General features: G+C 61.6%; 27 protein-coding genes and 1 pseudogene. 15 read left to right on the top strand and 13 right to left on the bottom strand.

Going from position 1 to position 24,818, the window contains the following annotated elements; all coding sequences use genetic code 11:
* Positions 1-328: 328 nt before the first annotated feature.
* Positions 329-1,141: a hypothetical protein gene (locus ABIE65_RS24165; protein WP_354081349.1), complete on the bottom strand. Its 813-nt coding sequence runs from the start codon at positions 1,139-1,141 to the stop codon at positions 329-331.
* A gap of 263 nt (positions 1,142-1,404) precedes the next feature.
* Complete coding sequence (locus ABIE65_RS24170) at positions 1,405-1,626, bottom strand: transposase (protein ID WP_354081350.1); 222 nt, start codon at positions 1,624-1,626, stop codon at positions 1,405-1,407.
* 544 nt (positions 1,627-2,170) lie between these two features.
* On the opposite strand from ABIE65_RS24170, the gene ABIE65_RS24175 reads away from it, so the two are divergent.
* From ABIE65_RS24175 to ABIE65_RS24190, 4 genes and pseudogenes are all read left to right on the top strand, one after another.
* A complete protein-coding gene (locus ABIE65_RS24175; protein ID WP_354081351.1) occupies positions 2,171-2,890 on the top strand; it encodes a hypothetical protein in 720 nt (239 codons plus the stop codon).
* Positions 2,891-3,001: 111 nt separating this feature from the next.
* Positions 3,002-3,850 (top strand): DNA adenine methylase, encoded by an 849-nt coding sequence (locus ABIE65_RS24180; RefSeq protein ID WP_354081352.1) that lies wholly within the window; start codon positions 3,002-3,004, stop codon positions 3,848-3,850.
* A 577-nt stretch (positions 3,851-4,427) separates the two neighbouring features.
* Positions 4,428-4,940: a hypothetical protein gene (locus ABIE65_RS24185; RefSeq protein WP_354081353.1), complete on the top strand. Its 513-nt coding sequence runs from the start codon at positions 4,428-4,430 to the stop codon at positions 4,938-4,940.
* A gap of 135 nt (positions 4,941-5,075) precedes the next feature.
* A pseudogene (locus ABIE65_RS24190) lies at positions 5,076-5,377 on the top strand (IS701 family transposase); the annotation flags it as partial.
* A 2-nt stretch (positions 5,378-5,379) separates the two neighbouring features.
* Here ABIE65_RS24190 and ABIE65_RS24195 read toward each other — a convergent pair.
* Together ABIE65_RS24195 and ABIE65_RS24200 are read right to left on the bottom strand one after the other, a co-directional pair.
* Positions 5,380-7,254, bottom strand: a complete 1,875-nt coding sequence (locus ABIE65_RS24195; protein WP_354081354.1) for a UvrD-helicase domain-containing protein — start codon at positions 7,252-7,254, stop codon at positions 5,380-5,382.
* Entirely contained in the window at positions 7,251-9,590 is a 2,340-nt protein-coding gene (locus tag ABIE65_RS24200; protein WP_354081355.1) for an ATP-dependent nuclease, read from the bottom strand. The genes ABIE65_RS24195 and ABIE65_RS24200 overlap by 4 nt, the downstream gene beginning before the upstream one ends.
* A gap of 564 nt (positions 9,591-10,154) precedes the next feature.
* Here ABIE65_RS24200 and ABIE65_RS24205 point away from each other — a divergent pair.
* Both ABIE65_RS24205 and ABIE65_RS24210 read left to right on the top strand, forming a co-directional pair.
* Positions 10,155-10,556: a hypothetical protein gene (locus ABIE65_RS24205; RefSeq protein WP_354081356.1), complete on the top strand. Its 402-nt coding sequence runs from the start codon at positions 10,155-10,157 to the stop codon at positions 10,554-10,556.
* Positions 10,557-10,739: 183 nt separating this feature from the next.
* Positions 10,740-11,759 (top strand): hypothetical protein, encoded by a 1,020-nt coding sequence (locus ABIE65_RS24210; RefSeq protein ID WP_354081357.1) that lies wholly within the window; start codon positions 10,740-10,742, stop codon positions 11,757-11,759.
* Positions 11,760-11,825: 66 nt separating this feature from the next.
* On the opposite strand, the gene ABIE65_RS24215 is transcribed toward ABIE65_RS24210, so the two are convergent.
* Positions 11,826-12,983 carry a TauD/TfdA dioxygenase family protein gene (locus ABIE65_RS24215; protein WP_354081358.1) on the bottom strand — a complete coding sequence of 386 codons (1,158 nt, stop codon included), beginning with the start codon at positions 12,981-12,983 and terminating at the stop codon, positions 11,826-11,828.
* A gap of 181 nt (positions 12,984-13,164) precedes the next feature.
* Between ABIE65_RS24215 and ABIE65_RS24220 the strand changes: the two genes are divergently transcribed.
* The 6 genes from ABIE65_RS24220 to ABIE65_RS24245 are packed head-to-tail and all read left to right on the top strand — an operon-like array spanning position 13,165 to position 18,014.
* Positions 13,165-13,365, top strand: a complete 201-nt coding sequence (locus ABIE65_RS24220) for a hypothetical protein (RefSeq protein ID WP_354081359.1) — start codon at positions 13,165-13,167, stop codon at positions 13,363-13,365.
* Positions 13,362-14,771 carry a His-Xaa-Ser system radical SAM maturase HxsB gene (hxsB, locus tag ABIE65_RS24225; RefSeq protein ID WP_354081360.1) on the top strand — a complete coding sequence of 470 codons (1,410 nt, stop codon included), beginning with the start codon at positions 13,362-13,364 and terminating at the stop codon, positions 14,769-14,771. The genes ABIE65_RS24220 and hxsB overlap by 4 nt, the downstream gene beginning before the upstream one ends.
* Positions 14,764-15,888: a His-Xaa-Ser system radical SAM maturase HxsC gene (hxsC, locus tag ABIE65_RS24230; protein WP_354081361.1), complete on the top strand. Its 1,125-nt coding sequence runs from the start codon at positions 14,764-14,766 to the stop codon at positions 15,886-15,888. Before hxsB ends, hxsC begins: the two co-directional genes overlap by 8 nt.
* Before the next feature lie 17 nt (positions 15,889-15,905).
* Complete coding sequence (locus ABIE65_RS24235) at positions 15,906-16,439, top strand: peptidoglycan-binding domain-containing protein (protein WP_354081362.1); 534 nt, start codon at positions 15,906-15,908, stop codon at positions 16,437-16,439.
* Positions 16,436-16,819: a TIGR03982 family His-Xaa-Ser system protein gene (locus tag ABIE65_RS24240; RefSeq protein ID WP_354081364.1), complete on the top strand. Its 384-nt coding sequence runs from the start codon at positions 16,436-16,438 to the stop codon at positions 16,817-16,819. The genes ABIE65_RS24235 and ABIE65_RS24240 overlap by 4 nt, the downstream gene beginning before the upstream one ends.
* Positions 16,776-18,014, top strand: a complete 1,239-nt coding sequence (locus tag ABIE65_RS24245; protein WP_354081365.1) for a His-Xaa-Ser system-associated MauG-like protein — start codon at positions 16,776-16,778, stop codon at positions 18,012-18,014. Before ABIE65_RS24240 ends, ABIE65_RS24245 begins: the two co-directional genes overlap by 44 nt.
* Before the next feature lie 395 nt (positions 18,015-18,409).
* Here ABIE65_RS24245 and ABIE65_RS24250 read toward each other — a convergent pair whose 3' ends face one another.
* From ABIE65_RS24250 to ABIE65_RS24270, 7 genes are all read right to left on the bottom strand, one after another.
* The gene (locus ABIE65_RS24250) at positions 18,410-18,559 is read right to left on the bottom strand and encodes a hypothetical protein (protein WP_354081366.1); all 150 of its coding nucleotides are present in this window, start codon (positions 18,557-18,559) and stop codon (positions 18,410-18,412) included.
* Between the two features lie 61 nt (positions 18,560-18,620).
* Positions 18,621-19,427, bottom strand: a complete 807-nt coding sequence (locus ABIE65_RS27900) for an ATP-dependent DNA helicase (protein WP_502918566.1) — start codon at positions 19,425-19,427, stop codon at positions 18,621-18,623.
* The gene (locus ABIE65_RS27905) at positions 19,409-20,380 is read right to left on the bottom strand and encodes an AAA family ATPase (RefSeq protein ID WP_502918568.1); all 972 of its coding nucleotides are present in this window, start codon (positions 20,378-20,380) and stop codon (positions 19,409-19,411) included. The genes ABIE65_RS27900 and ABIE65_RS27905 overlap by 19 nt, the downstream gene beginning before the upstream one ends.
* Positions 20,305-20,475: a hypothetical protein gene (locus tag ABIE65_RS27910; protein WP_502918567.1), complete on the bottom strand. Its 171-nt coding sequence runs from the start codon at positions 20,473-20,475 to the stop codon at positions 20,305-20,307. Before ABIE65_RS27910 ends, ABIE65_RS27905 begins: the two co-directional genes overlap by 76 nt.
* Before the next feature lie 82 nt (positions 20,476-20,557).
* Positions 20,558-20,998 carry a hypothetical protein gene (locus ABIE65_RS24260; RefSeq protein ID WP_354081367.1) on the bottom strand — a complete coding sequence of 147 codons (441 nt, stop codon included), beginning with the start codon at positions 20,996-20,998 and terminating at the stop codon, positions 20,558-20,560.
* Between the two features lie 52 nt (positions 20,999-21,050).
* Positions 21,051-21,716 (bottom strand): thermonuclease family protein, encoded by a 666-nt coding sequence (locus tag ABIE65_RS24265; RefSeq protein WP_354081368.1) that lies wholly within the window; start codon positions 21,714-21,716, stop codon positions 21,051-21,053.
* 39 nt (positions 21,717-21,755) lie between these two features.
* Positions 21,756-21,932 carry a hypothetical protein gene (locus tag ABIE65_RS24270; protein ID WP_354081369.1) on the bottom strand — a complete coding sequence of 59 codons (177 nt, stop codon included), beginning with the start codon at positions 21,930-21,932 and terminating at the stop codon, positions 21,756-21,758.
* Between the two features lie 416 nt (positions 21,933-22,348).
* On the opposite strand from ABIE65_RS24270, the gene ABIE65_RS24275 reads away from it, so the two are divergent.
* Positions 22,349-22,525, top strand: a complete 177-nt coding sequence (locus tag ABIE65_RS24275) for a hypothetical protein (RefSeq protein WP_354081370.1) — start codon at positions 22,349-22,351, stop codon at positions 22,523-22,525.
* A 17-nt stretch (positions 22,526-22,542) separates the two neighbouring features.
* On the opposite strand, the gene ABIE65_RS24280 is transcribed toward ABIE65_RS24275, so the two are convergent.
* Complete coding sequence (locus ABIE65_RS24280; protein ID WP_354081371.1) at positions 22,543-22,842, bottom strand: SWIB/MDM2 domain-containing protein; 300 nt, start codon at positions 22,840-22,842, stop codon at positions 22,543-22,545.
* Positions 22,843-24,046: 1,204 nt separating this feature from the next.
* On the opposite strand from ABIE65_RS24280, the gene ABIE65_RS24285 reads away from it, so the two are divergent.
* Positions 24,047-24,604 (top strand): hypothetical protein, encoded by a 558-nt coding sequence (locus ABIE65_RS24285; RefSeq protein WP_354081372.1) that lies wholly within the window; start codon positions 24,047-24,049, stop codon positions 24,602-24,604.
* Positions 24,601-24,818, top strand: a 218-nt coding sequence (locus ABIE65_RS24290; RefSeq protein WP_354081373.1) for a hypothetical protein, incomplete at its 3' end; no start/stop codon positions are given. The genes ABIE65_RS24285 and ABIE65_RS24290, both read left to right, overlap by 4 nt.

Raw genomic sequence — 24,818 nt, forward strand, 5'->3', positions numbered from 1 at the left:
CTACGCATGGCTGGTTAAGCGGTAAGGTATCCCTACCGCGGTGCGCCTCCCCCACACGCATGGATGAACTTCCTCGGATATGACCTGTTCATGGACCGGTAGAACACCCGCCGACGGCACCGCTCGATCCGCGACTTCCCGCCGGCCAAAGCTGAGAAAACGAGAAACGCCACTGAGCCATACAGCACAAGCCGGCTATGGCGGCGTAACTCAAACCACGCGGTTTCAGGAAAATCCTGGGCGGTCACCCCGCCTCAGGCAGAGGCGGGGTTTCGTAACATGCGACTCGAAGCGCCGCCGCTGATCAGTTACTTGCGACCGGGAGAAATCACTCCCCCCAGTGAAGGCGAGCCGTCTCGATCTGATCCAGGGTCCAGTCGAGAGGGTCAAGAGGAAACCGCTTTCGCATCACCCAGGAACTGAAGCGCCGCCGGATATTTCTCGTGAGCCCACATCCTTGACCGCGGTTCGCTTGAGCAAGCAAGAGCAATGTCCACAGCTCCGGCTCCCTGTCTTCTTTCAACTTGGGACTCGTGTCAAAGCCGACACGTCCGGCACCAATGGGAACGACATGCTGGAACCCGAAGAACGCGTACATGGGATAGGCGGTGATGGCCGCGTGCTGGTCAATCAGCCCCAAGCGCAGGTTGTCAGCATCTGAAAAAATGCGGACAAACGGCCAGCGCAACAGAATCAGCAAAGCGTCGGCGGTCAACATCGCAACTTGCGGCGTCACCGCCTCGCGCTCGCCGGACGAAAACTCAACCAAACGCCGTAGCAGCTGACGAAGCGTGAGCGAATAGGGCTCGACTGCGAGGGCGACCGTTGGGTTCCCAACATACTCGCTCGGCACGATGAATTCCCACGATCGGGCACCAGCATCGCAGGCCACGCAGCCGGACCTGGCTGGGCGGGGTGCCGCGGTGTCGGAAAGTGTCATCCCCGCCTCGCGGCTCAAGAGAGCTTCTTCGAGATGGACGTGCCGTGCGGCGCGATTTACCGAACCTGACATGCTGCCCTCAACGCGGCCAACGGCCGCCATCAGTTCTTCACTTTGCCGCATCAAAGGCCAAGCAGAGCCCTGCCGAATGACGGGGTGCAATAAGGTAATATACTCACTTTCCCTGTAAAATTCCGTCAATGCCTTTCTCCCTCAAATGATCAAACCGCAACCCGAAAAATATCTCACGTCGCGTAATCTAGTGTCATTATTAAATTGCGATTTTTTTCGGTCTCGACGTTTTCGGTATACGCGACTAATCCGTTATCGTATCGATGGAACGTTGACCGGACGGATAGAGGCTCGTCGACTGGGCGAAGGCCAAGACGCACCTCGTCCTGGAGATCGTGAAACGCCCGCCCGGCGCAAAGGGCTTCACCGTCCCCCGCCGGCGCTGGGTCGTATTAGTAGACCGTCTGCCAGGGCGACAGGTCGTGCGGCAGCAGGCGCCAGGCCATGCCGGCGCGCAGAAAATGGAGGATTGCGTTCACCGGCTCGCGCGAGGCCGCGTTGCGCGGCCGACCGCCGGGGTTCGCTTCGGGGATCAGCGGCGCGATCAGCTTCCACTGACCGTAAGTCAGGTCGGTGTCATACGCTCGCCGCTGCGGCGGCTTCCGTCTCGGCATCGGCGTCGGCTCTCCAACTCGGGTCCGACACGCCAAGAATCCATTACGGGCGCCCGGGGGTCTTCCGGAACACAACCGTAGAACCACAATCAGCGGCACTAACACATCCAAATTTATATACTACTAAAGAAGTACTCCGGAATAGAAATTGAGGACCCCCGGGCTGTGGGTTAATCCTTTTGGGGTAAGCCGCTCGGCGGCACTCCCCACCGAGTGAATGGTGTCGGCGAGTAAATCAGCTAGCTCGTGAGATCGCCCCGTGTCCGGACCATGCAACGCTATAATGCGCAACGACCACTATTTGGGCGCCGCAATCGCGCTCACCCGACGTTGGCGCGTTATGTCTGCTACACTAACCTGCATTTCATTACCCTTCTTACATGTCGACTTATTATTCACTTTATAGTTAGCGACCATTTGTGTTTAAACGCAGGATAGCTGCCACATGAGCCGAACACCGATATCTTCGTCAGACTACGACAACAACTCTGCTTTTGGCGAAGCCAATCGAATCTGGTCCCGCGCACGACAACTGGAGATAGATATGGATCTGACGTACAACGACGCCGCTATCGAAGCCGCCCGACTCATCCATGAAGTTGGCGGGGAGACAGTATCGCGGTGGGCTATTGATCATGGACTGCGGCCACCCGCTAGACAGGCGAACTATCCAGATTTTCTTCTGGCACTCAGGATGATGCTTTTCCGCGACAAAGACGCCGGTGACGCAGGTATACGTCCCATACTATCTAGATACTCCAAGGTCGCGTTCGTGCTCCACCATCACGGAGTTACCACGAAGGCGGGAGCGCAGCTATTCTTCGACAAGCACTGCAGGGGTTCGGGCGCTTCAGGAGGCCACGCGGGCAAGGTATCCAGCTTCTCTGAGGCAATATGCGCGCGATTCGACAAGAACGGAGAACTGAAAGTCACTTCGGCCGCCGCCAGTGCTGCACATCGAACGGGTCCTGAGCACCCGGATACCGAAGAGACCGATGAGATAACGTTTGAGCGTGGCATTGAGTATCTCCGTTCATCGCCGCCAGTAGGTCGCTTTACTCTGGACGGCAATGAGCCACCGCTCGCTGACTTCCATGGCGTCTCCATCGTTTTGGTCCGAAAGCAGGAGCCGCCTGCCTATGATGTTCTTCGCGATGCCCTCGACGGCCTCTCCATGGCCGCCTTGCGTGCGCTCGTGATCGAATGTGCCAGCGATCTGGACGAGCCGACAGAAACGCCCGACGCGCCAGGGAACCAAAGTTGATCTGAGTCAACTTGTGAGGAGCGACCAGGTAGCCCCTATCGGCGTCCACCTGGTCGCTCCAGGCACAATAAGAAAGCAACACCACACGGCTTTCCCCCTGAGGATGCGAAAATGTACAGGTATCGCGGAAGCAAAGCGACTCTCTCTCCCGCAATATTGGCACTTATTTCGGCAGACACTCGCCACTATATCGAGCCATTCGCTGGAAGCACTAGAACGGCTAAGGCCATTATTTCTGATTCGCGATTTAATGGTCTCTCGGTAACAATCAGCGATACAGACTACGTTATTTTTCTTTTTTGGAAAATTCTCCGCGATGAGCCTAAACACTTGCAGTCTGCAATCTGGGACCTCGTGAACAAGCTCCTACTTCCAGAACAGCAGCGAGTGTGGTACAGAAGAACTCGAGTGCGGCTTCGGGTAACTGGAGCATTTTCCTGTCCTATCCGGCGAAGCGCCGCCTTCTTCATGTGCAGCCACTACAGCCGAAACGGCGTCGCGTTGCCGAGGGAGGGTTTCCATTCCGGCGGTTGGTCGGACTTCGCTCATCTGAAAGACGCGATACGACGAGTAGGCGAATGGTCGGAGCTATTTTCGAACGTTGAGATTTTGCATAGCGATTACCGTTCCGTTATCAACCGCTATGCGTCACCATATGCGACATTCTATTTGGATCCCCCGTATCAATTCAAATATACCGATAGTATCTATTGGGGTGGAATGGATCATATCGCGTTTCTTAATTTCATTTCACAAACGGATGCCCGCTGGATACTGACATATGACGTCGGCCAGGAGCTACGCGAACAATGGCGCATGAGAAATTTTTGGATCGACGAGGATATCGGCGGCATTTATGCGCGCAGTCGCAATCCGCGGACCGAGTTCATCGCGCGGTCGCAGGCGCCCTCTTTGTCGGCTCTGCGGAGGTATAACAAGATAAAGCGTCGGCTAAAATAACACATACAGTTTATTTTTTTGCGTTCGGATTTAATGTGTCCGAGGCAGTTACTTCTGTACGCCCGCCGGATGGCCACCTCCCCCCCCTTTTGGCTTCCCGACTCCCACTACCGCTCGGCTCGCTCGCTTCATCATCGGGGCGGTGCGCCTCTGTATCTGGTGCCCCCGTGGCACTCTTATGCGTCGCGCACGACCCCCTCGATAACCCCGTGCCCCATTGGCTTACGCCGATTTTCGTAGATCCCCCAACCGCTTGAGCCAGATGTAGGCCGTCTACTCGCTTTCCCATGCCGTTTGACCATTGCCGTGTTCGCTCCCCGATCGGCTTGGCGCGGGGTTTGTACCATCTGGGCTGTGCGTAACTCCTCATTCGTAAATTGCGGGCGATCCAATAGCGGTGGAATATCGACGCTATCCACCGGATGCTATAATGTTCTGGTCGTCATCGTGGCGTTTGGGAATCCACCTATAGGGTTTCCTTTGTGTTATGGAATGTCGTTGTCCTATTTACTGCCCATCACTACTAGGTGTTTACACTAATAGCTTTCACACGGCAAGAGATTCGGAGACCTTGCTGATGACGAAGCCGAATGCCGACAGCCTGTTCCGCCTTCTTTCCAGCTCACCGCCCATGGACATGGTGGTGACCACCGCCGCGGTTCGTCGACGGTACGTCGACGAACTTAGACAGTGTGTGCAGCGATCGCTCGGGGAACGCTTGATGACGATCGCGGATCTCGGTCCCGAGCATCCCGATTCCTGGCTAGCCGGCCATACCATTGCTATGGCGTTACGCTGGCCGACCTTTGCAGTCGCGACCGACAATGGTCCGTCGCTCTCGATCTTGCCGTTGCGCGAAGCGCTCTGCGGGTATGCTGGGTGGCACTGGGGTCGGCGGGATCTCGAGTGCAAGCCACCTATCTGGACCGCCGCAGTGATCCTGATGGCCGGCGGCACGTCACCCTATCCGTGTGATCATGATGACCTGGAATGCTTTCGGCGTTGGGTAACGGCTCAGGGGTATCCGCCGAACCCTCTTGGTTGGACATATACTGCGTTTTTCAATGCGCATTACGACTGGGGCGACTGATATCGCCGCGGCTGACGCTCGCTGTCTGCGGATGCGTCAGCCGCCGGCCGACACGGTGCATTATCATTGATTGCGGTGCTGCGCTCGTCCTGGCCTGGCTGCATCGGCAGCAGCGGCTGGGTGCGATCGAGGGCCTGGATCTGCGGGCAGGCGCATCAGCAGCTCAAGGAGGAACTCGGTCTCGATCACTTCGAGGGTCGCTCATGGACCGGGCTGCACCGACACGCACTCATGACGATGATCGCCTACGCCTTCCTCCAGTCTCGTCGCCTCCGGGCCGCGGGGCGGGAAAAAAGTATCGCCGGTCCCCCGCCGCAGCCGAGCTTGCCCGCCATCCGCCAGGCGATCCTCGACCACCTCTCACGACCGCAGCTTGGGAGATGCCCTCATTGCAGTGCCATCGTCCGCTATGCGTAGCGTCAAATCTGCCAAAGTAGTGCTAGAGGGCGTCGATGCCGCGGATCGCCGCCTCGGGAAACAGGTTCTTACCCACAATCGCGGCCCGCGCAGCCTCAACGTCCTGCGCGAACACGACCACGGCCAGATCTTTTAAGGCACGCGAACAGCACACGTAGAACAGGCGGCAGGTGCGATCGAGCACCGATTCCTCGCCCGCATCGATATGTGCCTGATCCCGATCCGACAGCGGGAGGAACCCGAAATACTTGCCGTAAGAGTAGAGGTTGTAGGCGGCTTCCTCATCGTCGATCACCACCAGAACGCGCTCGAACTGTGCGCCTTTCACCCCGTGATGCGTTGCAAAAGGCGATTCCTCGTCGATGTAGCGTCGGTAAGACCAGAGTTCAGCAACGCTGCAGGCAAGGAACGCCTGCACATTCGCGAAACCGCTGTGCCCATCGTCGACGGGCTCGGCGAGTAGATGCGGCGCGAACCGATCGTCAAGTCGCAGCAATTCGGTGTCACGGACATGGCGCACTACATCACCGATGGATGCTTGAGAGCCCTGCGCCATCAATCCGACGAGCCGATCAACAGCCTGTTGCAAGTCCGCGAGCACCTCACTGACCACCTGCCCAGCCAACCGCGCCGGTTCCAGACGCGGGCTTTCCGCGCGTACAATCGACATGATGGTGAAATGGTCGTTCCACCCTGCGGCCGTCACCATCGGCAGGATATGCTGAACAAACGGCCGTAGCGGCCAAGCGCTGCCGTCTCCCAGCCCTTCGCTCATGCTCTGCGGCGCCTTGTCGTTGAGCGCGGCATAGAGGTTCGGGAAGCCGAGCCGGGTGGCGGCCATGCGATGGACCAGCACGAGGAGACGGACATCGCTATCGCGAAGGTCACTCAACCAGAGTTCGTCGCCCGTTTCCGCCGTAAGCCAGGTCCGCACCGCTGCCAAGCGCGGGGTCCGTTGGTCATCGGCCGGCAGTATGAACAGGTTCGCGGTTCCCGAAACCGGCTCTTCGATGCCCCCGACGACACGAGTGCGTCCGCGGGTCTGTTCCAGGCCATCCGCTGGCTGCCGGATCGCATTGATGACGCTGAGCACGCTGGTCGGACAGCGGAAATTCTCGGGCTTGGTGATCTCCGCCCACCCATCAAGCAGGTCCACGAAGCCGGTCCCGGTCGAGTAGATCTTTTGCATCGGGTCGCCGAAGAAACCGACACAGAGCCGCGGCTGCTCGCGGGCGATCTGGCGCAATGCCTCGACGACATGCGGGTTCGTATCCTGGCTCTCGTCGACGAAGATGAAGGGAAAACGACTGGCGATCAGTTGGCGCAGCAACGGGTGCTGCGCGACGCAGGCGGGCGTCAGCTTCAGAATGTCGTCATGGCCGAGAATGCCCTCGGCATAGCTGCTGCCGGTGCCGTAGGCGAACGTCTCAATCCGATCGATCGCAGCAAGGTCTTGCTCGAGCTCGGCGATCTCCCGCTCAAGCCGCTCCTTCGTCTTCGCCTGCGTTCGAGGCTTTTCATAATGTTCGCGCTTCTCGGCGATCTTCTCCTCGATCCGCGCCACGACCCACGCGGCGATATCGGTCTTGAACGGCCGGATGACCGACCACAGGAAGCTGTGGATTGTCGAAACATGGAACAGCGGCGAGACGCCGACATCGCCCGAAATTTCGGCGACCGCGACCTCGGTGTAGGTGATGCATGCGATCTTCTGACCGGCGCGACGCAGCCCGGGTCCGCGCGTCTCGCCAAGATGCGCGAGCGCCTTGATGAGCGACGTTGTCTTGCCCGATCCCGCGCCGGCGACCATGACGAACGAACGCGGCGATTTGCGGTCGAGACAAATGCGCACATCGATGTCCGCTTGGGTATCGGGGCTACCGATACGGCTGGTCATGCGACCTCCTCCCCGGCGGCGACCGCCACGACGATTGCGGCCACTTCCTCGAGCGGATCGGCGAGTGTCTCTGGAGCCTCGTCATCGTCATCGTCCTCAGGCTCGGGAGGTGCGATCTGCTCCTCGAGCCACTCCAGCCCCTGAGCGATATAGGCGGGGAGGACCCAGGCATCCGGATCTTCGGCCAACAAAGCGAGCGAGAAATCGGTCTTGTTGAAGCTGCCGCTGTTGACCCGCTTGTGAATCGCGGTGACCAGCGTCGCCAGATCCTTGTCACCATTTTTCGGGATACGCAGCTGGAGCGGCCTGCGCGCGACATCCTGACACCAAACTAGATTTTCGAGCGCAAACGCTTCCTCCAGCGTGCGGCCGGCGAGAGCCTCAGTCTCCTCACCCCAGGTGACCTCGACCGGACATTGGTAGGCGACGCGCACGAGCGCGCCGCTGTCGCCTTCGCGAGGCTGGGTCTTCTGCTCGTCGCCAGCGCTCCAAAGCGCGGCGACCGTCGTGCATTTCGGCAGCCATTGCCGCAGCGTCTGGTTCGACGTTCCTGCGCCCGGATGGCCGGCGACACAAGATGTGCCGGGCTTGCCGGCTGGCTCGTCATCATCCTCGTCGTCAACATCGTCCTCATTGGCGACGGCACCCGCACAACCGTTGATGGGATCAACAACGTCGCCCGCGGCCTCGCCTTCGGCTGGCTCGCCGTCGTCGGCGATGGCCGGCCCGATGACGCTGTCGAGATCAGTGATGATAAGGGTGGTGAGACCGAGAAACTCGATCAGTGCTTTGAACTTGTGGCCGAAGGCGCCGCCGATCTCGAGCAAGGTGAGATAGGTCGATTGCAATCGCGGCGCGGCTTTGGCGATCATCTGCGGCAGCAGGATCCGCTCGACATTGCCTTCGACCAGAACGGCGGCATCGGCAAAGAAGAGATCGCAGTGCGTCAGCTTAAGATAGCGCTCGAGAAAGCTGCGTTCGGCAGGATCGGTGCTGTCATAGAAGAGCGAGAGGTTGACGACGTCCGAGGTCAAGACTGCTTCGGAGCGGCTGCGGCGAAAATAGCGGATCGGGCGGAAGCCGCGTTCGTAGAGGATATGGGTGCTATGGGTCGTGACGACGACCTGGCTGGTATAATGGGTGCGATCGTCGCCTCTGAGCTTCAGGATGCTCATCACCTTGCGGATGAAGACCTGCTGCAACTGGGCGTGGAGATGCGCCTCGGGCTCCTCGATGAAGATCAGGTGGACGGGTGGGCGATTGTCCTCGATTGCCAGCCATTGTTGGTGGAGATCGAGCAGCTCGACCACCATGAAGATCAGGTTTTTGAAACCGAGACCATTGTAGCGATCGGGCAAAGTCGGCGGTTCGGTCTCATCGCCTTCCTCTGGCTCCGGCCCGAGCGCATAATGGACGCGCGCGCCATCACGGCTGCTCATGATCTGCGCCGGATCGAGTGCCGACCGGATGATCAGCCGCGGATTGGTGAGGCCGGGATAGCCGAGCTTCGAAAGGCTCTGCAGCGTGTCCTCGAAGACGCGCTTGAGATGGTCGTTGAGCGAGACCTCGGAGGCCGACAGTGCGCGTAGAGTCTCAAGATCCTCCGCCTTCTGTTCGAGATTCCGGGCATAGAATCGGCTGAGCACGCGGGAGAGTTCTTCGGCACGCGCCCCGCCGGGGCCATCCGAAAGGTGACGTTGGGCGTGCAGGAAATCGATCTGCAACAAGCTGGCCAAGATATCGCGACCGCCGCGATCACGGCCAGCCAACTCCATCGGCCGGTAATCCGCCTCACCTACCCGTGGGGGGTCGAGGACATAGTGACGAAGCTGATATTCATCCTTCAGGCGACTGCGCAAGAAGTCCTGCAAGTTGCGCGGCGATGGGTCGTAATCGCGCTCCCCGGCCTCATTCACCGGCACGGCTTCCAGCGCGCGCTCGCGCGATTCGCGATAGCGTTCCCGCGTCGCGTTGGGGTCGACCGGCGCGTAGACCAGGCGCATGCCGACAAGCGAGCCCTCCCATGCGAGGCTCGGCAGCAGATCAATAACACGATGGACATCGGCAGCAGCGATCTCGAACAAGATGTCGATTTCCATGGTCGGTAATGACGCACCTTCGATCGCGTCACCGAAGGCGATTATGTCGGACCAGAGTTCCGCGCTAAAATCATGGATGTCGAAGCGACCGCGCCCCGTGAAAAGCTGAAGTGCGTGCCCGACAGACGTCTTCCCGCTGTTGTTCGCGCCGACGAAAATCGAAATGTCGGAGGCAAGATCAATTTCGACGTCTCGCAACCTGCGAAAGTTGCGAACAGCGAGCTTCCTCAAAATCATCCCCAACCCCGACAATTGCGGCACCAAGCGATCAGTTCGCGGCGATCTGCGCTCCATAACTAGCGCGAGTAGTCCGATCCGACGAGAGAAACCGTCAAGTATCGCCGCCTATCTGGAGACGCTTCAGCAACCCTACGGGGCGCGCCTCGGCGGGAGTGGTTCTCTTTCACTGCCGACCTGTTCCAACAGACCGAAGGCTGGCCGACGGCGCGACTCAATCGCTGAAGGTTTAGCACAACCTCCGCTTGGGCTGTGACCGCTGCCTCAAGTTGCCCCCCGCACTCCGCCTCGACCGCCTATATCCCAACCTTGCTGCCGCGCTCCGCGCATTCCACCCCCGACTGTCTTTCTCGTGACTGATGGTTAAGCGCTGTGGCGGTTCAAGCCCAAGGGCCTGCGCGGTGGCTCTACATGATCGGAACAGTGTCGAGGCATCAGGCCATGATCGGGTGGGTCCGCTGCATGAGGCGGACTTTGTAAGCGCAGCCCGGATACACTGTGCGAGGAGTTGCCCGGCTCCTGCCACAAGAAGCAGGCTGGAGCCATGGACGAAGAAGGGAGCTGATGCGCGCGGTATTGAGGGCGCTCGGGCTGACGCTCGTGATGACTGTGGCGTGCCTGAGCGCCACGGCCGCCGCTGCCGAGATGGAATTCCGAACAGCGAGCCACGGCGGGACATCGGGTGATAGCCGGATCGTCGCCGACGGCGAGATCGTCCGCTCGACCCCGAGCCGCTTTCGCGAGTTCCTGAAGAATGAGGGGATTCGCCGCGGCGCACGGTACGAGGTCCATCTGCATTCTCCGGGCGGAAACCTGATCGCTAGCATCGAATTGGGCAAGATGATCCGCGACTACGGCTTCGGCACAAGGGTTGCCCGATCCGTGCCGCTTCCTTGGAGTAGGCCGTCCCTTATCTTCGAGAGCGACGAGGAAGGTTGGCCTGCTGCCGATCTCGTGGACACGTAGTTAAGCTCGCATAGCTCGTTCCTCGAACTCGACGGGGCTGAGATAGCCCAGCGTCGCGAAGCTTCAAGGAAGATTCGACTTCACACGCTCGCGCCGAACGGTTGAACCTGAACTAGCAGGCGCCCGAGCGGTCACCATGCGCAGTCTCATTACACGGTCTCGGCAGCAAAGGAGTGCGAGCACATGGACTGGTTCGAGAGGCTCGCGGGCTTTGTCGAGGGCGGCTACGCGCAGACCCAAAGCTGCCTCGCCGTTCAAGACACCGAGCTCCAGTCGCTCGTCAACGGCCGCAAATTCGGGATCGGCACACTGCAACTGGTGTCTTTGAAGGACCTGCGTGATCAGGTCCACGCCGGTCCGAGATCACAAGGCCGCTTGACCGTCCAGAATGTGACCGGCGACGTGCGCCACATGCACCAGGACCCGCAATACGCCGGGGCGCTGTTCCAGGTCGCCTCACAGTTCAACCTCCTCGAAATGGCATCGCCGGACGTGACGCCAGAGGACGGCGTCACGCGCTACGCGTTCGATCGAACGCAGGGACCGGCCTGCGCGATCGCGGCCGGGGCCGCTACGCTCTACCGCAATTACTTCGTACCGAACGGCGGAAGCGACGGGCAGACGAGCGAACGGCAGCTGGATGGTCTGGCAGACGTCGGCGCGGCGATTGCTCAGCTGTCGAGCAGGCCGATGCCGGAGCTGTGGACGATGAGGAACGGCTACGCGCTGTGCAGCGCCGAGGGACTGTCGGCTATCAGCGCGTGCCTGCAGGCCGCTGGCGACGCCGAGATCGATCGGCTGCGAAGCTTGCTCCGCGTCGGCCTGCACTCCGACGTCGAAGTCACCGACGGCGAGTTGCGCGGCCGGTTGGTGTCGCAGGTGTTCTGTTCAGCGCTACCGGTAGCCTATACCGACGTCGCCGCCGGGCGCTGGCAGCCCTTCGCGACGCTCGTCCTCGAAGCCGCCTACGAAGCGACATTGTGGGCGGCGGTACTGAACGCGCGGCGTGGTGCATCGAACGTCGTTCTGCTCACCCGGCTCGGCGGAGGAGCCTTCGGCAACGACGACGCCTGGATCGATGCGGCGGTGCGCAGGGCACTCTCGATGGCGAGTGACTTCGGGCTGGATGTCCGGCTCGTCAGCATCGCCTCACCGCCGCCATCGATGCTCGTTCTCGAACAGGAGTATCGGGCCGTGCGGTGAGGCGTGATCGGCGCCGGCGACCCAGCGTCAGGTGTCGATACCCGCGCCGGCCGATCCGCCAGGGCGCTATTCGCTCAGCGTTGGCCCATCACCGCTCACGCGGGTCTGGCGCATGTAGCGGCGGTACCGGTCGGCGTCGTATCCCGTCCCGCGGTGCAGCAGGCAGCGATTATCCCAGATCACCAGATCGCTGGGCTGCCAGGAATGCGAATAGATGTGCTCTTCCTCGGTGGCACCCTCGACAAGGTCGTCCAGGAGCGCCCGGCTGTCCGCGTCGCTCCACCCTTCGATGGATCGCGCGTGGGAGCCGATGAACAGGCTACGGGCACCGGACCGCGGATTGCTGCGGACGAGAGGATGGCGAACGGGCGGCAACGACGCGGCCAGCGACGGCGAGACTGCATCCGGCGCTACCTTCGAGCGGGAATAGACATAGTCGTGGATGACGATCAGCGGATCCAGTTCCGCCTTGTGGCCCTCGGGCAGCCGGTCGTACGCGGCGCGGGTGCTGACGAACTGCGTCAGGCCGTCCTCGGCCGGCACCTCGTAGGCGCACATGATCGAGACGAACGCCGGCGTTTTCTTGAACGACGCATCCGAGTGCCACATGTTGTTGCCCGTCAAAAAGACGGTCTTCTTGTGGCTGTTGCCGAGGGCGGTCCCGTCGGGCTGAACGTTCCCGATCGTCCCGAAATACTCGATCCTGCCTTCCTGGCCCAAGGCGACGTGGCTGGGCTCGGGCTCGCCGATGCGTCGTGTCAGCGCCAGCTGCCGTTCGTCGTCGAACGGCTGGTTCGGGAAGCACAGGAACGAGTACGCGTCGATAGCGGCCAGGATCTCCTCCCGGGCGGCGTCGGACAGCGGCTCGCGCAGATCGACACCGGTGACCCTGGCGCCGAAGTCGGGATGCAGGCGTTCGACTTTAAGCATGGCCATGGCTGTTCCTCCGAAGCACGCCGGGGGAGATTGAACCATCTGTCGGTACCGGAACCAAGCGACACCCGATGGCTCGACGGGATCTACCATCCAAAGAGCAGCATCCGCTGACCGGCCTGGGCCGACGGCCTCCGCTACGAGATGGGCGTCACGACCCTTTGCTTTCATGACATCACCAAAGGCAGGACCATGGCCGACGACGCTTTCCTGGAACGGCGCATCGCGCGGGTGGAGGACATCGAGGCCACCGGTTCCGCTCCATCGGGGCGCGCGCGAGAAACGCACCACCTGTCATGCCGCGGAGCACTAGCTGATCCACTGATTCACACGAAGTTGCACCGGCGGCAGGTTTCGGTCATGGTCTCTCGTCGTCGCGCAGCAATGCAATGAATGTGGTTTTTTGAGGACCATGCACGCATTCCGCATCCCGGTCCCGGAGGGGTTTCGACCTTTTGTAGACAGAGCTCTCGTGAGACTTGGCTACCTTTACGCCCAGTTGGACTGGGGTTTCGATGCCGAGAGCCAGGAACTTCTCGCGACACTGACTCCCGGTTGTGACGCACCGGATGCGACCGCGGTGAAGCGGGAAGCCCTGTTCCAACTTTATCGAGAGCGAATCTTCCACGACACCCTGCCGATCCGTGAGCGCATCTATGAGGCCATCAAGTGACCGACCTGGCGCCTTTCCGGTTCCGCAACGTCGGCAACAGCCTGCTGCTGACAAACGAGCTCGGCGATTTCGGCTTCTTCGACGAAAATGTTCTAGACCGTTTATTTTCTGACACGCTGCAGAAAGACGAACGGCAGCGCCTGCGCGACCTGTCGATCACCTTAGATGGAGAGGAGTGGCGGCTCGCCTCCCTGATGCGGCGCGCACGGCAACGTTACGGTGCCCCACAGGAGCGTCTCTCATATCTGATCATTGTTCCGACCCTACGCTGCGACCTCGCCTGCAGCTATTGCCAAGTCTCCCGCGCGGCCATCGACGCCCGGGGCTTCGATTGGACAGAACAGCATCTGGCCCAGTTCGAACGGTTCCTCGATCGCTGCTCGGGCACACGGTTGAAGGTCGAGTTCCAGGGTGGTGAGCCGACACTCAGGCCCGACTTGATCCAGCGGGTCATCGACATATGCGGCGCCAAGTTTCCTAACACGGAATTCGCGATCTGCACCAACCTGACCCGGATTCCGGCCGAGATGGAGCCGATCCTGGCGAGACCAGATGTGGTGATAAGCACGTCGATCGATGGCCCTCTTAGCGCGATGACAGCCAACCGAACCGGCGAAGACAGTACCTCTGCAGCGGTGTTCAATAACTTCCAGCGCATCCTCGACACATACGGGCCGAAGAAGATTTCCGCGCTACCGACGGTGACGGAAGCCATGATAGCCCACCCCAAAGAGCTGGTCGATTGCTACCAAGCGCTCGGCTTTCAGAGCATCTTCCTACGACCGGTCAATTATGTCGGATTTGCGCGCAAGCGGCATGGCGATCTGAGTCTTGACTATGGACGCTGGGATCGATTCTATCGCGAGGCGCTCGACCACATTGTCGCCCTAAACCGAGATGGATATTTCGAGGAATTCTACCTATCGCTGCTCGTGCGGGCGGTCTTCGGTGGCCTTGAGCATGGGTATGTCGATCTCCGCTCGCCCAGCCGCTACGCTACCGACTACTGCGTGATCGATTATGATGGCACGCTCTATCCGACCGACGAAGCGCGCATGCTTTCGCGCACCCGCTCGATCGACCTCAGCATCGGCACTCTTGCTAACGGGTTTGACCCGGAGAAGCTGAATCTCCTGAATATGCACGCAGTCAACCAGGTCCATCCCGACTGCACGCACTGCGCCTACATGCCTTTCTGCGGTATCGACGTGATCGACGACATCTCGCGCTACGGCCGAAGTGATCTGCCCAAACAGGACACGTGGTTTTGCCGGAGGCAGATGTCCCTGTTCGATCTGATTTTCGAGAAGGTCGCGCAGCGCGACATGGCGTACCTCCAGATGTTCCTAAAGTGGATCTACCGCCGCGCCGATCCGCCCCCAACATACGAGCTCTTCTATGATTGAGCTCACCTTCAAGGCGCAGTTCGACACGCCATCGCCGCCATTCGTCGCCAAGGTCCGAGTGCATTCGGGAGCCCAGTCTACCAATCCGAGCGCTCAGGAGGCTCTCGCAGCGCCAGCTGGCGACGGGACGTATCGCTGTCGGGCAATTCAAGGCGCGTTCTCGCTGCGCGTGCCCCCAGGCGACGCGATCGATGGGGACGTCTTGCTCTGCGTGCCGACCCGCAAGGTGGCGCATCGTCTCTTTCGGCGCGCCAGCCGCCATAACACTCTGCTCCTGACCGAGCGCTGCGACCAGCTCTGCCTGATGTGCAGCCAGCCACCGAAGCACAGCGACGACGACTGGCGCTTCCCCTACTTCGAACAGGCGCTCTCACTATGCGACACCGGCACCTTGGTCGGCATTTCCGGCGGGGAGCCGACACTCTACCTCGATTCCCTGATCGACATGCTGAGTCGGGCTTCAGAGAAGCGGCCCGACCTGCGCTTTCACGTCCTCAGCAACGCGCAGCATTTCAGCAGGGAGAAGATCGCCCGGGTCCGGGCGCTGCACGAGGCTACTAACACCACTTGGGGCATCCCGCTCTACAGCCACCGCCCTGCGACGCATGACGAGATCGTCGGTAAGCCCGGTGCATTCGAGCGACTCCTTGAGAACATATTTCTACTCGGCAGCGTCGGCGCCAAGATCGAGCTGCGGACGGTTATCACCGCGCTGAACATGCTCGACTTGCCCCACTTGGCTGGATTTGTGGCGAAGACCATCCCCTTTATCGGCCATTGGGCGATCATGGGCATGGAGCCGATCGGGTATGCGCGCGCGCAATGGGACAGGTTGTTCTTCGACCATTCGATCTTCTCGCAGCCGCTGACGAATGCCCTGGAGATCGCCGGCCTTAAAGGCGTGCCCTGCCATCTCTACAACGTGCCACGCTGCACTGTGCCTGAGCGGTACCGCAACCGCTGCGTGGACAGCATCTCCGACTGGAAGAAGAAATACCTCCCGGAATGCGCGGACTGCGGCGAGCGAAACGCCTGCTCTGGCTTTTTCGAATGGTATAGTGAAAAATCCCGATGGGCGAGAATCGCACCCATCGCGAGCTACGGGGGGAAGTCATGAAAAGGAGCTTGTTCGCGGTGCCGTCGCTGCTGGCAGCTGGGTTGATGCCCTTCTCGACGCAGGCTGACGGTGCGACCAAGGCTGACGAGGCGAAAAATACGCTGCTGGATAACCTAAAGGGCATCGTCACCGGCATCGACCAGTCGCATACCTTTACCCTCGCACAGCATCGGTCTCATGCGAGCCATTCTTCGCACGGCAGCCATCGCTCTTCGGGTTTTCGCATCCCGACGGTTGAACCCAGCACAACCCTCGCGTCGGTAAGCTCCCGGAACGACGAGAGCACGCCGCCCAATTCCGTCCTGCCAAGTAGCCCTGCGATCACGCGCAAGCTGAAGATATTACCAGGGAATTCTGGCAAATTCTATGAGTTGGTCCAGCGCTCGCAATTGGCGCTGCTGGCCAAAGGCTACGACGTCGGAATTGTCGACGGCGAGATCCACGCGAGGACGGTGGCCGCGCTCTACCGCTATCAAGCCGACCACGGGATGGTCCCGTCCGGAAAGCTTACTAACGAGACCCTCGCTTCTCTTAGCATCGTGGCCCAGTGAAGCACATCCTGGTCATTGGCAACCTGCTCGCCATCGGCCTAGTCATCGCCTTCGTCGCATGGACTTTCGGTGCACCTGCAGTCGCAAGGTCGCTCTGGGGTGCCGATTATAAGGCGCTGATGTTCAAGTGTGACCACGTGATGCGCGAGCACTACATCGCCAAGCGGGCGGTCGAGCATAATCCGACTGCACAGACTGTGCGGAATCTCCATGCAACCGAACTGGGCCTACTGGACTGTCACGCCTACGACCGCCTGCGGAAGCGCATGCTGGTCTGGGGAGTGACGGACGAACAGCTCTCGCTGATAGGGCTCGAAGCCCTCGAAGAGAAGAAGTATGAACTCCGCCGGTTCGTTGAGATCCACGAAATCCGCTATTAGAGCTGCCGGCTTCGCAGCTGCCCTCTTGCTGGCCTCGGCCAGTCTCGCCGCGCCGTTCGAGGACATCGTGCGAAAGGCCGCGCGCGACAATGGGTTCGCCCCTGCCAAGACCACTCATGTTTCCACGGACCCCGCCTTGGTCGCAGCGGGCCGCATATTGTTCGAGTCAAAATCGCTGAGCTTGAACGGTCAGATTGCATGCCAAACATGCCATCTCACAGAGTTCGGTTCTGCGGACGGCATCCCGAATGCCGTGGCCGTCGGAGGCGAAGGCAAGGGTACTGCCCGGATCATGACTGAAGGCGGGATACTGCCTCGCAACACCCTGCCATTTTGGGGTCGCGGAGGCCAGGGCTTCAACGTGTTCTTCTGGGACGGAAAGATTGACTTCTCCGCCGTAGTTCCGATCAGCCAGTTCGGCGACACGGTTCCGTCCGACGACCCACTCGTCACTGCGGTCCACCTTCCTCCGGTGGAAATTCGGGAGATGCTGGCTGAGGACGATCTCGTTCGTGCGAACAAGCGCGAGGATATAGGAAGCGCCCAGACCCTCTATCGGGCAATCGCAGCGCAGGTGGCAGAGCGGGAGTCCGAAGCCCTCGCCAACATCGCCGCAGCCAGAGGGAAGGAACCAGGAGACGTAGAATTTGGCGACATCGCATTAGCCTTGGCGAGCTTCATCCGCGCCGAATTCCGCCTTCGCCCGACACGCTTCCACAAGTTTGTCTTCTCAGATGGCGATCTTACCGACCAGGAACTGCGGGGTGCGCAGCTCTTCTACGGCAAGGGCAAATGCGCCAACTGCCATTCCGGCCCGTACATGTCTGACTTCGGGTTCCATGCCATTGCGATGCCGCAGCTTGGATTCGGCAAGAACGGCTTCGGCATCGATTACGGGCGCTTCAACGTCACCCACGATCCCGAGGATCTTTACAAGTTTCGGACGCCGCCGCTTCTGAACGCCGAGAAAACCGCACCCTACGGGCATAGTGGCTCGATGGCGACCTTGGAGGAGGCGATCGTCGCTCACTTCGACCCGTTGCACCAATTCGATCCAGCCTCGCTCACATCCCTCGATCGCCACGAGTTCTTTAAGCGCTTAGCGGCATCTGCTGACAGCGGCTTGCTCATGGGCTATCTGGATGACGCCGAGGTCGAGGCATTGGTGGGCTTCTTGAAGACCCTGTCGTTCTAGTAGGCTGCGGAAATAGAGGCCCTTCCCCGCGCTATCGACTTCCTGCGGGAGGCTTCACGAAGCGGGCGCGGGCTGTCGGCCGGTTTTCCGGCCACTTCCCGGCGCTTTGGCCGGCTATGGCCAGCCAGAAGTGCAAGCACGACTGCCCCATTCCCAGCGCTGCCTCTCCCACTCGACCGGGAACGGCCTGAGCAGCCTGTCGAGCGTGACCTCCGGCCCCTGCCGCCCGTCGAGGATCGCCTCAACGATGTCCGGCGCCAGCAACGTGAGCCGTAGCACGCGGCTGGCGTAGGACGGGTTGATCGGTTGATCCGCTCCGCCGCTGCGATCTCCCCGATCGTGGCGTACACGCCCGTCTCCAGCATGCGCCGCCAGCGGTGCGCCCGCGCCAGCGCCTACACCAGCGCGTTGTCCACCTCTCGCCGCTCCGGCGCCCAGGCGGCACCCTCGGCTGCCACCATCAGCTCGCGCCCGCCGCGCTTCCGGATGGCCAGCGGCACCCGCACGGTGAGCGTGCGCCCGTCGGCGGAGAGGGTGGCGCTCACGCGGGCCGCCGCGTCTGGCGCGCCGCCAGTCCGCCGACCAGATGCTCCAGCCCTTCGATCCTCAGCCGGAGGTCGATGCCGTCGAAGCTGACGTCCAGGACACCGGTTCGCGATCGTGGTGGCCGGTCGAAAGCCATTCTCCGAGCTTCGACCAGCGCCGCCGTCCCGAGACATTGCGCACCGCGATGGCGACGGCCTTCTTCTGGCCGACCAGCACCACCAGCCGCTTCCCGCGGGTGACCCCGGTATAGAGCAGGTTTCGCTGCAGCACGGCGTAGTGCTGCGTCAGCACCGGGATGACCACGGCCGGGTATTCCGACCCCTGGCTCTTGTGGATGGTCGCGGCATAGGCGGGGACCAACGTGTCTAACTCGCCGAAGCCGTAGGTGACGGCGCGGCCGTCGAAGCTGGCCGTGAGTTCACCCGCGTCGGGATCGACGTCGTCGATATAGCCGGTGTCGCCGTTGTAGACCTCCTTGTCGTAGTCGTTCTCGATCTGCATCACCTTGTCGCCGGGCGCGAAGGTCCAGCCGAAGCGTTCAACCTTGCGCTCGCCGGTAGGGTTCAGCGCGGCCTGCAGCTCTATGTTGAGCGACCGGGCGCCGGCGCCGCCGCGGTTCATCGGGCACAGCACCTCGATGTCGCGGACGGGATCGAGGCCGAAGCGCTGCGGGATGCGCCTCTTCACCAGTTCGATGATGCGCAGAACCGCGCTCTCCGGATCGTCGGCGGCTACGAAGTAGAAGTCGCTGTCGCCCGCAGGCCTGGACAGGTCGGGAATGGAGCCCTGGTTGATCCTGTGCGCGCTGGTGATGATCCGGCTTTGGGCAGCCTGCCGGAAGATCTCGGTCAGCCGGACGACGGGCACCGCGCCGACGCGATGATGTCGGCCAGAACCTGACCGGGACCGACGGAGGACAGCTGGTCGATGTCGCCGACGATCAGCACCGCGGCGCGATCGGGCACCGCCTTCATCAGCGCCTGCATCAGCAGGACATCGACCATCGAGGTCTCGTCGACGACCAGGAGGTCGCAGTCGAGCGGATGCTCCTCGGTTCGTTTGAAGCCGCCGCCCTTGGGATCGACCTCCAGCAGTCGGTGGATGGTCCTGGCCTCGAACCCCGTGGCTTCCGTCATCCGCTTCGCCGCACGGCCGGTCGGGGCGCAGAGCAGCAGTTCGGTGCCCTTCACCGCGAGGATGCGCAGGATAGCATTGACGATAGTGGTCTTGCCGACCCCCGGACCGCCGGTGATGACGAGGACCTTTGAGAGCAGCGCCAGCCGGATCGCGGCGACCTGGCTCTGCGCGAGCGACAGCCCGGTCTGCTGCTCGATCCACGGAAGGGCCTTGTCGGGGTCGATCGACGGCCAAGGAAGTTCACCATGCGCCAGCCGCAGGATCCGCTCCTCGGTGACACGTTCGGCCCTGTGCAGCGCGGCCAGGAAAACGCACGGCGTCTCGCGGACGTGATCGCCGACGACCGTCCCCTCGGCCAGTTCGAGATGCAGCGCGCTCTCGACCAGGTCTGCCGGGACTTTCAGCAGTTCCACGGCGAGGGGCACCAGGTCCGCGGTCGGCAGGCCGCAATGCCCGTCGTCCATCGCCTCGGCCAGCGCATAGGAGATGCCGGCGCGGACGCGGATCATCGCGGTCGGCTCGATGCCGAGCCGCATGGCGATCGCATCGGCCGTCTTGAAGCCGATACCGCGGATGTCGCGGGCGAGCCGGTAGGGGTTCTCGCTCATCACCTGGACGGCGTCGGCGCCGTAGGTCCTGAAGATGCGCACGGCGCGCGCGGTGCCGACGCCGTGGCTGTGCAAGAAGACCATGATCTCCACTCGCCGGGCGAGATGGTCGCGGCATGGCCGATCACCGTCACGAGATCGCGATGCCCCCTCGCCTTTGCGCGCAGCACGCAGAAGCCATTCTCCTCATTTGGAAGGTGACTCGCTCGACCAGGCCGGCGAGGACCTCGCGGTCGGTGCCGCCGTCGCCCGTCAACGTCCGATCCGCGCCGGGTCGGCGACTTCGTCCGCCTCGCCGGTGTCGCCGTGCACCTCCTCGCGGATCACGCGCTCGGTGATCTCCGAGAGATAGGTGCGGAGCGCGGCATCGAGCTCCTCGAACTCGGGCCACAGCACCGTGTCGATGAAGCTCGCCGGAGCCCTTACCAGGATGCTTTGGCGGTGCATCCTGCGGTAGCGGTATGGCCGCAATCCATAGCGGCGACAAAGTGCCATGAACAGCTGGCGGGACCACGGGTCGGGCAGGCTGAACTTGACCTCGTCGACGGCTTCCTTCTGGCGGGACCGCTCGAGGCGTTCGCGAATCCGTCCCGCCGCGGCGCCCGCGGCCGACTTCTCGCCGGGGGTGGCAGCACCGGCGAACAACGCTTCGATTTTGCGGAGCTTCTCCCGCAGTTCCTGCTCAGCGGTCATTCCGTCATGCTCCATGTGCCGCCGACGGCTTGCAACCGGCACACCATCACGATCACCGACCCGATCTACGCCACCCCGCCTGCCGGGCCTCCTCCTCAGAGCAGAACCAGCGCTCGCCCTCGCCCTCGTCGATCCGTGTCCGGGCGTAGGAGTGCTCTGCCGGCGAATGGTAGATCCTGTCGCCGCGCCGATTAATGTTGCCCTTGATGTCGCAGCCGGTACGGCGGGCATCCCTCGGCGGCCGGGTTTCTACGACGCGTTGGCCACGCCGCCATTCCCACGGCATCACGAACGCGCCCGACCAGATGTTGCTGCTGGCTGCCTTCGCCGTCACCTCCAGGCCGGCATAGTCCCTGGAGTAGCTGGTGTAGGCCACGGCCCACCCTTCGGCGACCATCCAGGCGTTGATGTCGCCGCCTTCCTCGGTGCATACCGCGACCATGCGCCCGTAGCGATCGGTGTCGGTGCGCCGGCACGTCACAGACGAGCGTCCGATCCGGTCGGACAGGGCAAGCGATGCCTGCTGGCCGCAACGCCAAGTCTTTCCGGAGGGTCGCTCGCACAGCTGTGCGCTCTCCGGCGCGTCGATGCCGTGCAGGCGGACGCGCGTGCCATGGATCTCAAGTGTGTCGCCGTCGATGACGCTGGCGACGCCGGAGAGTCGCTCCTGCGCAACGACCTGTCCGGCTGAGACCATCAGCATCACGCCCAGCGCCATCGCATGCAGCATCATGCGGTGCACCCTGGCATCCGCCCGTCAGTCCAGCCGACCCGCTGCGGTGTCATCGAGATAGAACTCTTCCTCGTTGATCGTCTGACGGAGCTTGGACGCAATGCGCTCGCACTCGACCTCGCCTTTGCCGGTCACGTCGACCCGGTGCACCACCTCGCCACTACTGCGGTCGATTACCTGGATCTCCCGGTGGTCCGTCATGACTGCCTGCCCATCCCGCTTCTCCTAGACCACAGGTCCCGCAGCAGCAACCTGCCCCCGGTTCGTTGCTGCTGCTCGTGCCATGATCAGCGACGCTGCAAAACGCCCAGCCACGCACCTGTATAGGAACACATTAAGAACATTTGGTGCAAGGACGGCCGGCCTTCACGCCTTCCGACCGGCGGTCTGGAGGATGGCGATGGCGTTCGGAAGCTTTATCAGGGACCGATGGGAACAGGTCGGCCGGACGCTGACCGAGGTGCGACGAAGGTGGAGAGCTCGATCGCCTATCTGTCGCGGATCGAACGTGACCGGGGGAACCCCTCCTCCCGAACCTGCCGCCAGGTCTCAAGGCGTCCCCGCACTACCACGCGCCAAGCCAGCATAAATATTGTGTACAAAAGGAGGCCGCTCCAATGAACGGCGAAGAAATTACAGACCCCGACACGGCCCGCGGCATCATCCGGATCCGCCTGGGTCACTATCTCTACCAAAGGCTCGCCAGCATTGCGCACGAACGCGGCGAGCGCATTGTCGATATCGCCTTCGACATGCTCGAAGATGCAGTCATGGACGCCGAGCGTCGCCGGTAAGCTTCGGATCTAGCTGGCTATTTCAGGTGCTGGGCCACGTATTTGTTCATCTCGAACATCGTGACCTTATCCTTTCCGAACACGGCCCGCAGCTTGTCGTCGCTCATGATCTCGCGGCGGTTCTCGGGGTTCTGGAGATCGTGCTTCTTGATGTATTCCCAGAGCTTCTTGACGACCTGCGGACGCGGCAGGGGGTCGGGACCCACCACGGCCGCCAACTCCTTCGACGGCTGAAGCGGCTTCATCAGCGCCGGGTTCACCTTCTTGTCGGCCGAACCCGCCTCACCTGCCTTCGCGCCTGCCGGCTTCTTCGCCATGTTTCCTCCAGAATCCTAAGCTTTCCGTCTGCACCATAGTTATGCGCAGGGTCCAAGCGGGCAAGGACCCGGACATCCTGCCCTCTCTGCTATGCCGTCTCCACCCCGGCATACAGGCGACCAGGTTCGCCGCGGACGTGATCCCCGACATGGCGCGATTGACAGCGTGGGTATCAACCAGGTGGGGGATTGGGCGGTAACGCGTCCTCCAATACGACGCGTTCGCCGGGCACCCGAGCGTGGATGCAGACCATTTCCGGCCGATTTGCTTCCGGCATGGGGAAGTCAGCCCGCGCATTCCAAACGGAGCAGTGATGATCGCCTTCACCCGGCAACGGTTGTGGGTGGAGATGCCGGCACCCGTCGGGGCCATCCGCGGCGGCGCAGCCGTTCGTGATTAAGACGGTTGCTCGCTATCGCTCGCAACGTCTACCGTCTTGGGAATGAAGCGCGCTCTCTCGAACCTGATCTGAGACTGCGGGCGGTTCTTCCACATTGGTTTCAGGCCTCCGGGGTTCCTGATCCGGATTGGGACGCGCTGGGAGCCACGCGGGGAGCCGAACTGATCCGAGCTGACCCCGATCTACCCGACGCGCCTGGCGGCGCTGCTGAGCCGGCGCCAGGGCCGAGATGCGAAGCCCTCGAACGCTGCAAAGCTGGAAGCGTCTTCAGGCTCCGAAGTCGGCACTGGGTCTTCGACCGAGGGGCGCGACCGCGCCCTCCTTCGAAGCGAGATCCCCCGCGCAAGCAGCCCATCGCGGAAGCTCGGGAGCAGCCGCGCAGCGGGTGCGAGCGAGCGACGCGGTGACCGATTTCGACGGTAGCGGCGGGCGCGGCGAAGCCGCGGCTGCCGAAGCCGTGGACGGTAGCAGATACGAAAGGCCGAACCGAAGGCCAACAACCAAGTTTTTGTCGCGGAACTGGCCGCATCTTCGGGCCTCCGGCTACAAGAATCACAATGCTCGTAGTATCCGTAAGGATACTATGGGTTTTGGGGTGCTTTTAGTTGGAGGTTATGAATGAGTAATTACTATGGATTTTGGGGTGACTCACAACATATCGACAAATGGTAACTTTTAACGATCCTCCCCCATGCATCGAAAAATGGTACAGCGTAATACCAGCCGGGCGCGGCCATTTCCATTTCGACAACATCCGCATATACCTGATAGCTTTGCTCATAAAAATAATCAAGGAATGCATCATGCTGGATCTCTCCGCGACGGACCGCAAACATCTCATCGCCCGCATTCACCGCCTATCCACCCGAAAAGGTGTACACTTGATCTATCCGCCATCGGATATTGTCCTCCAACGAAGAAAGATCCGATACAGGTTGCAAGCGCGCCGAATCATCTACGAGGATCATCACGGGCCGCTCCCGCACGACGTCAACCTCCGCAAATTCTGCGATGAGCCCGACTGCATCGCTTGCTGCGCACCGATCGACCCAGATCGGCGGTGGGTGAACGAATGGGTCGAACGGTACCATGCGATCGATCCCCGCACGAAACGCTGGCGGCCCCGCATTCTCGCCAAGTTCCAGCGCGAGTTTCGCGACTACCTGGTGGGTCGCCTCCCCAATCGGCTCAGCCCAATAGAGCGCATCCGTCGTCTGTTGGCGATCGACGAGCAGGTCAAGAATGCGTTCGGTGCACCTGGCGGGAACATCGCCACGACAAATGCCACATCACCATCTGATAGCGAGTTTGAAGCCCCGCCGGCTGAAGTCGACCGCTGTTCCGACGAGGCAGGATCATGATGATCCGGATCAGGATTGCCGACCGCGGCGTCGTGACGCCGGCGAATATGTCCCTCGCCGCTTCCCGGCTTGTCGCGCGAGCAATCGCGGCCGACTGCGATCGCGACCTCGCCAACCCTTTGGAGGTGGTGAGACAAGCGTGGACGGACGTCTATGGCTGCGCGCCGATCGAAGTCAGTCTGGAAGCGGCGACGTTCGGTGTCCACAACAAGGC

It is taken from the genome of Constrictibacter sp. MBR-5 (assembly GCF_040549485.1).
Classification (GTDB): Bacteria; Pseudomonadota; Alphaproteobacteria; order JAJUGE01; family JAJUGE01; genus Constrictibacter.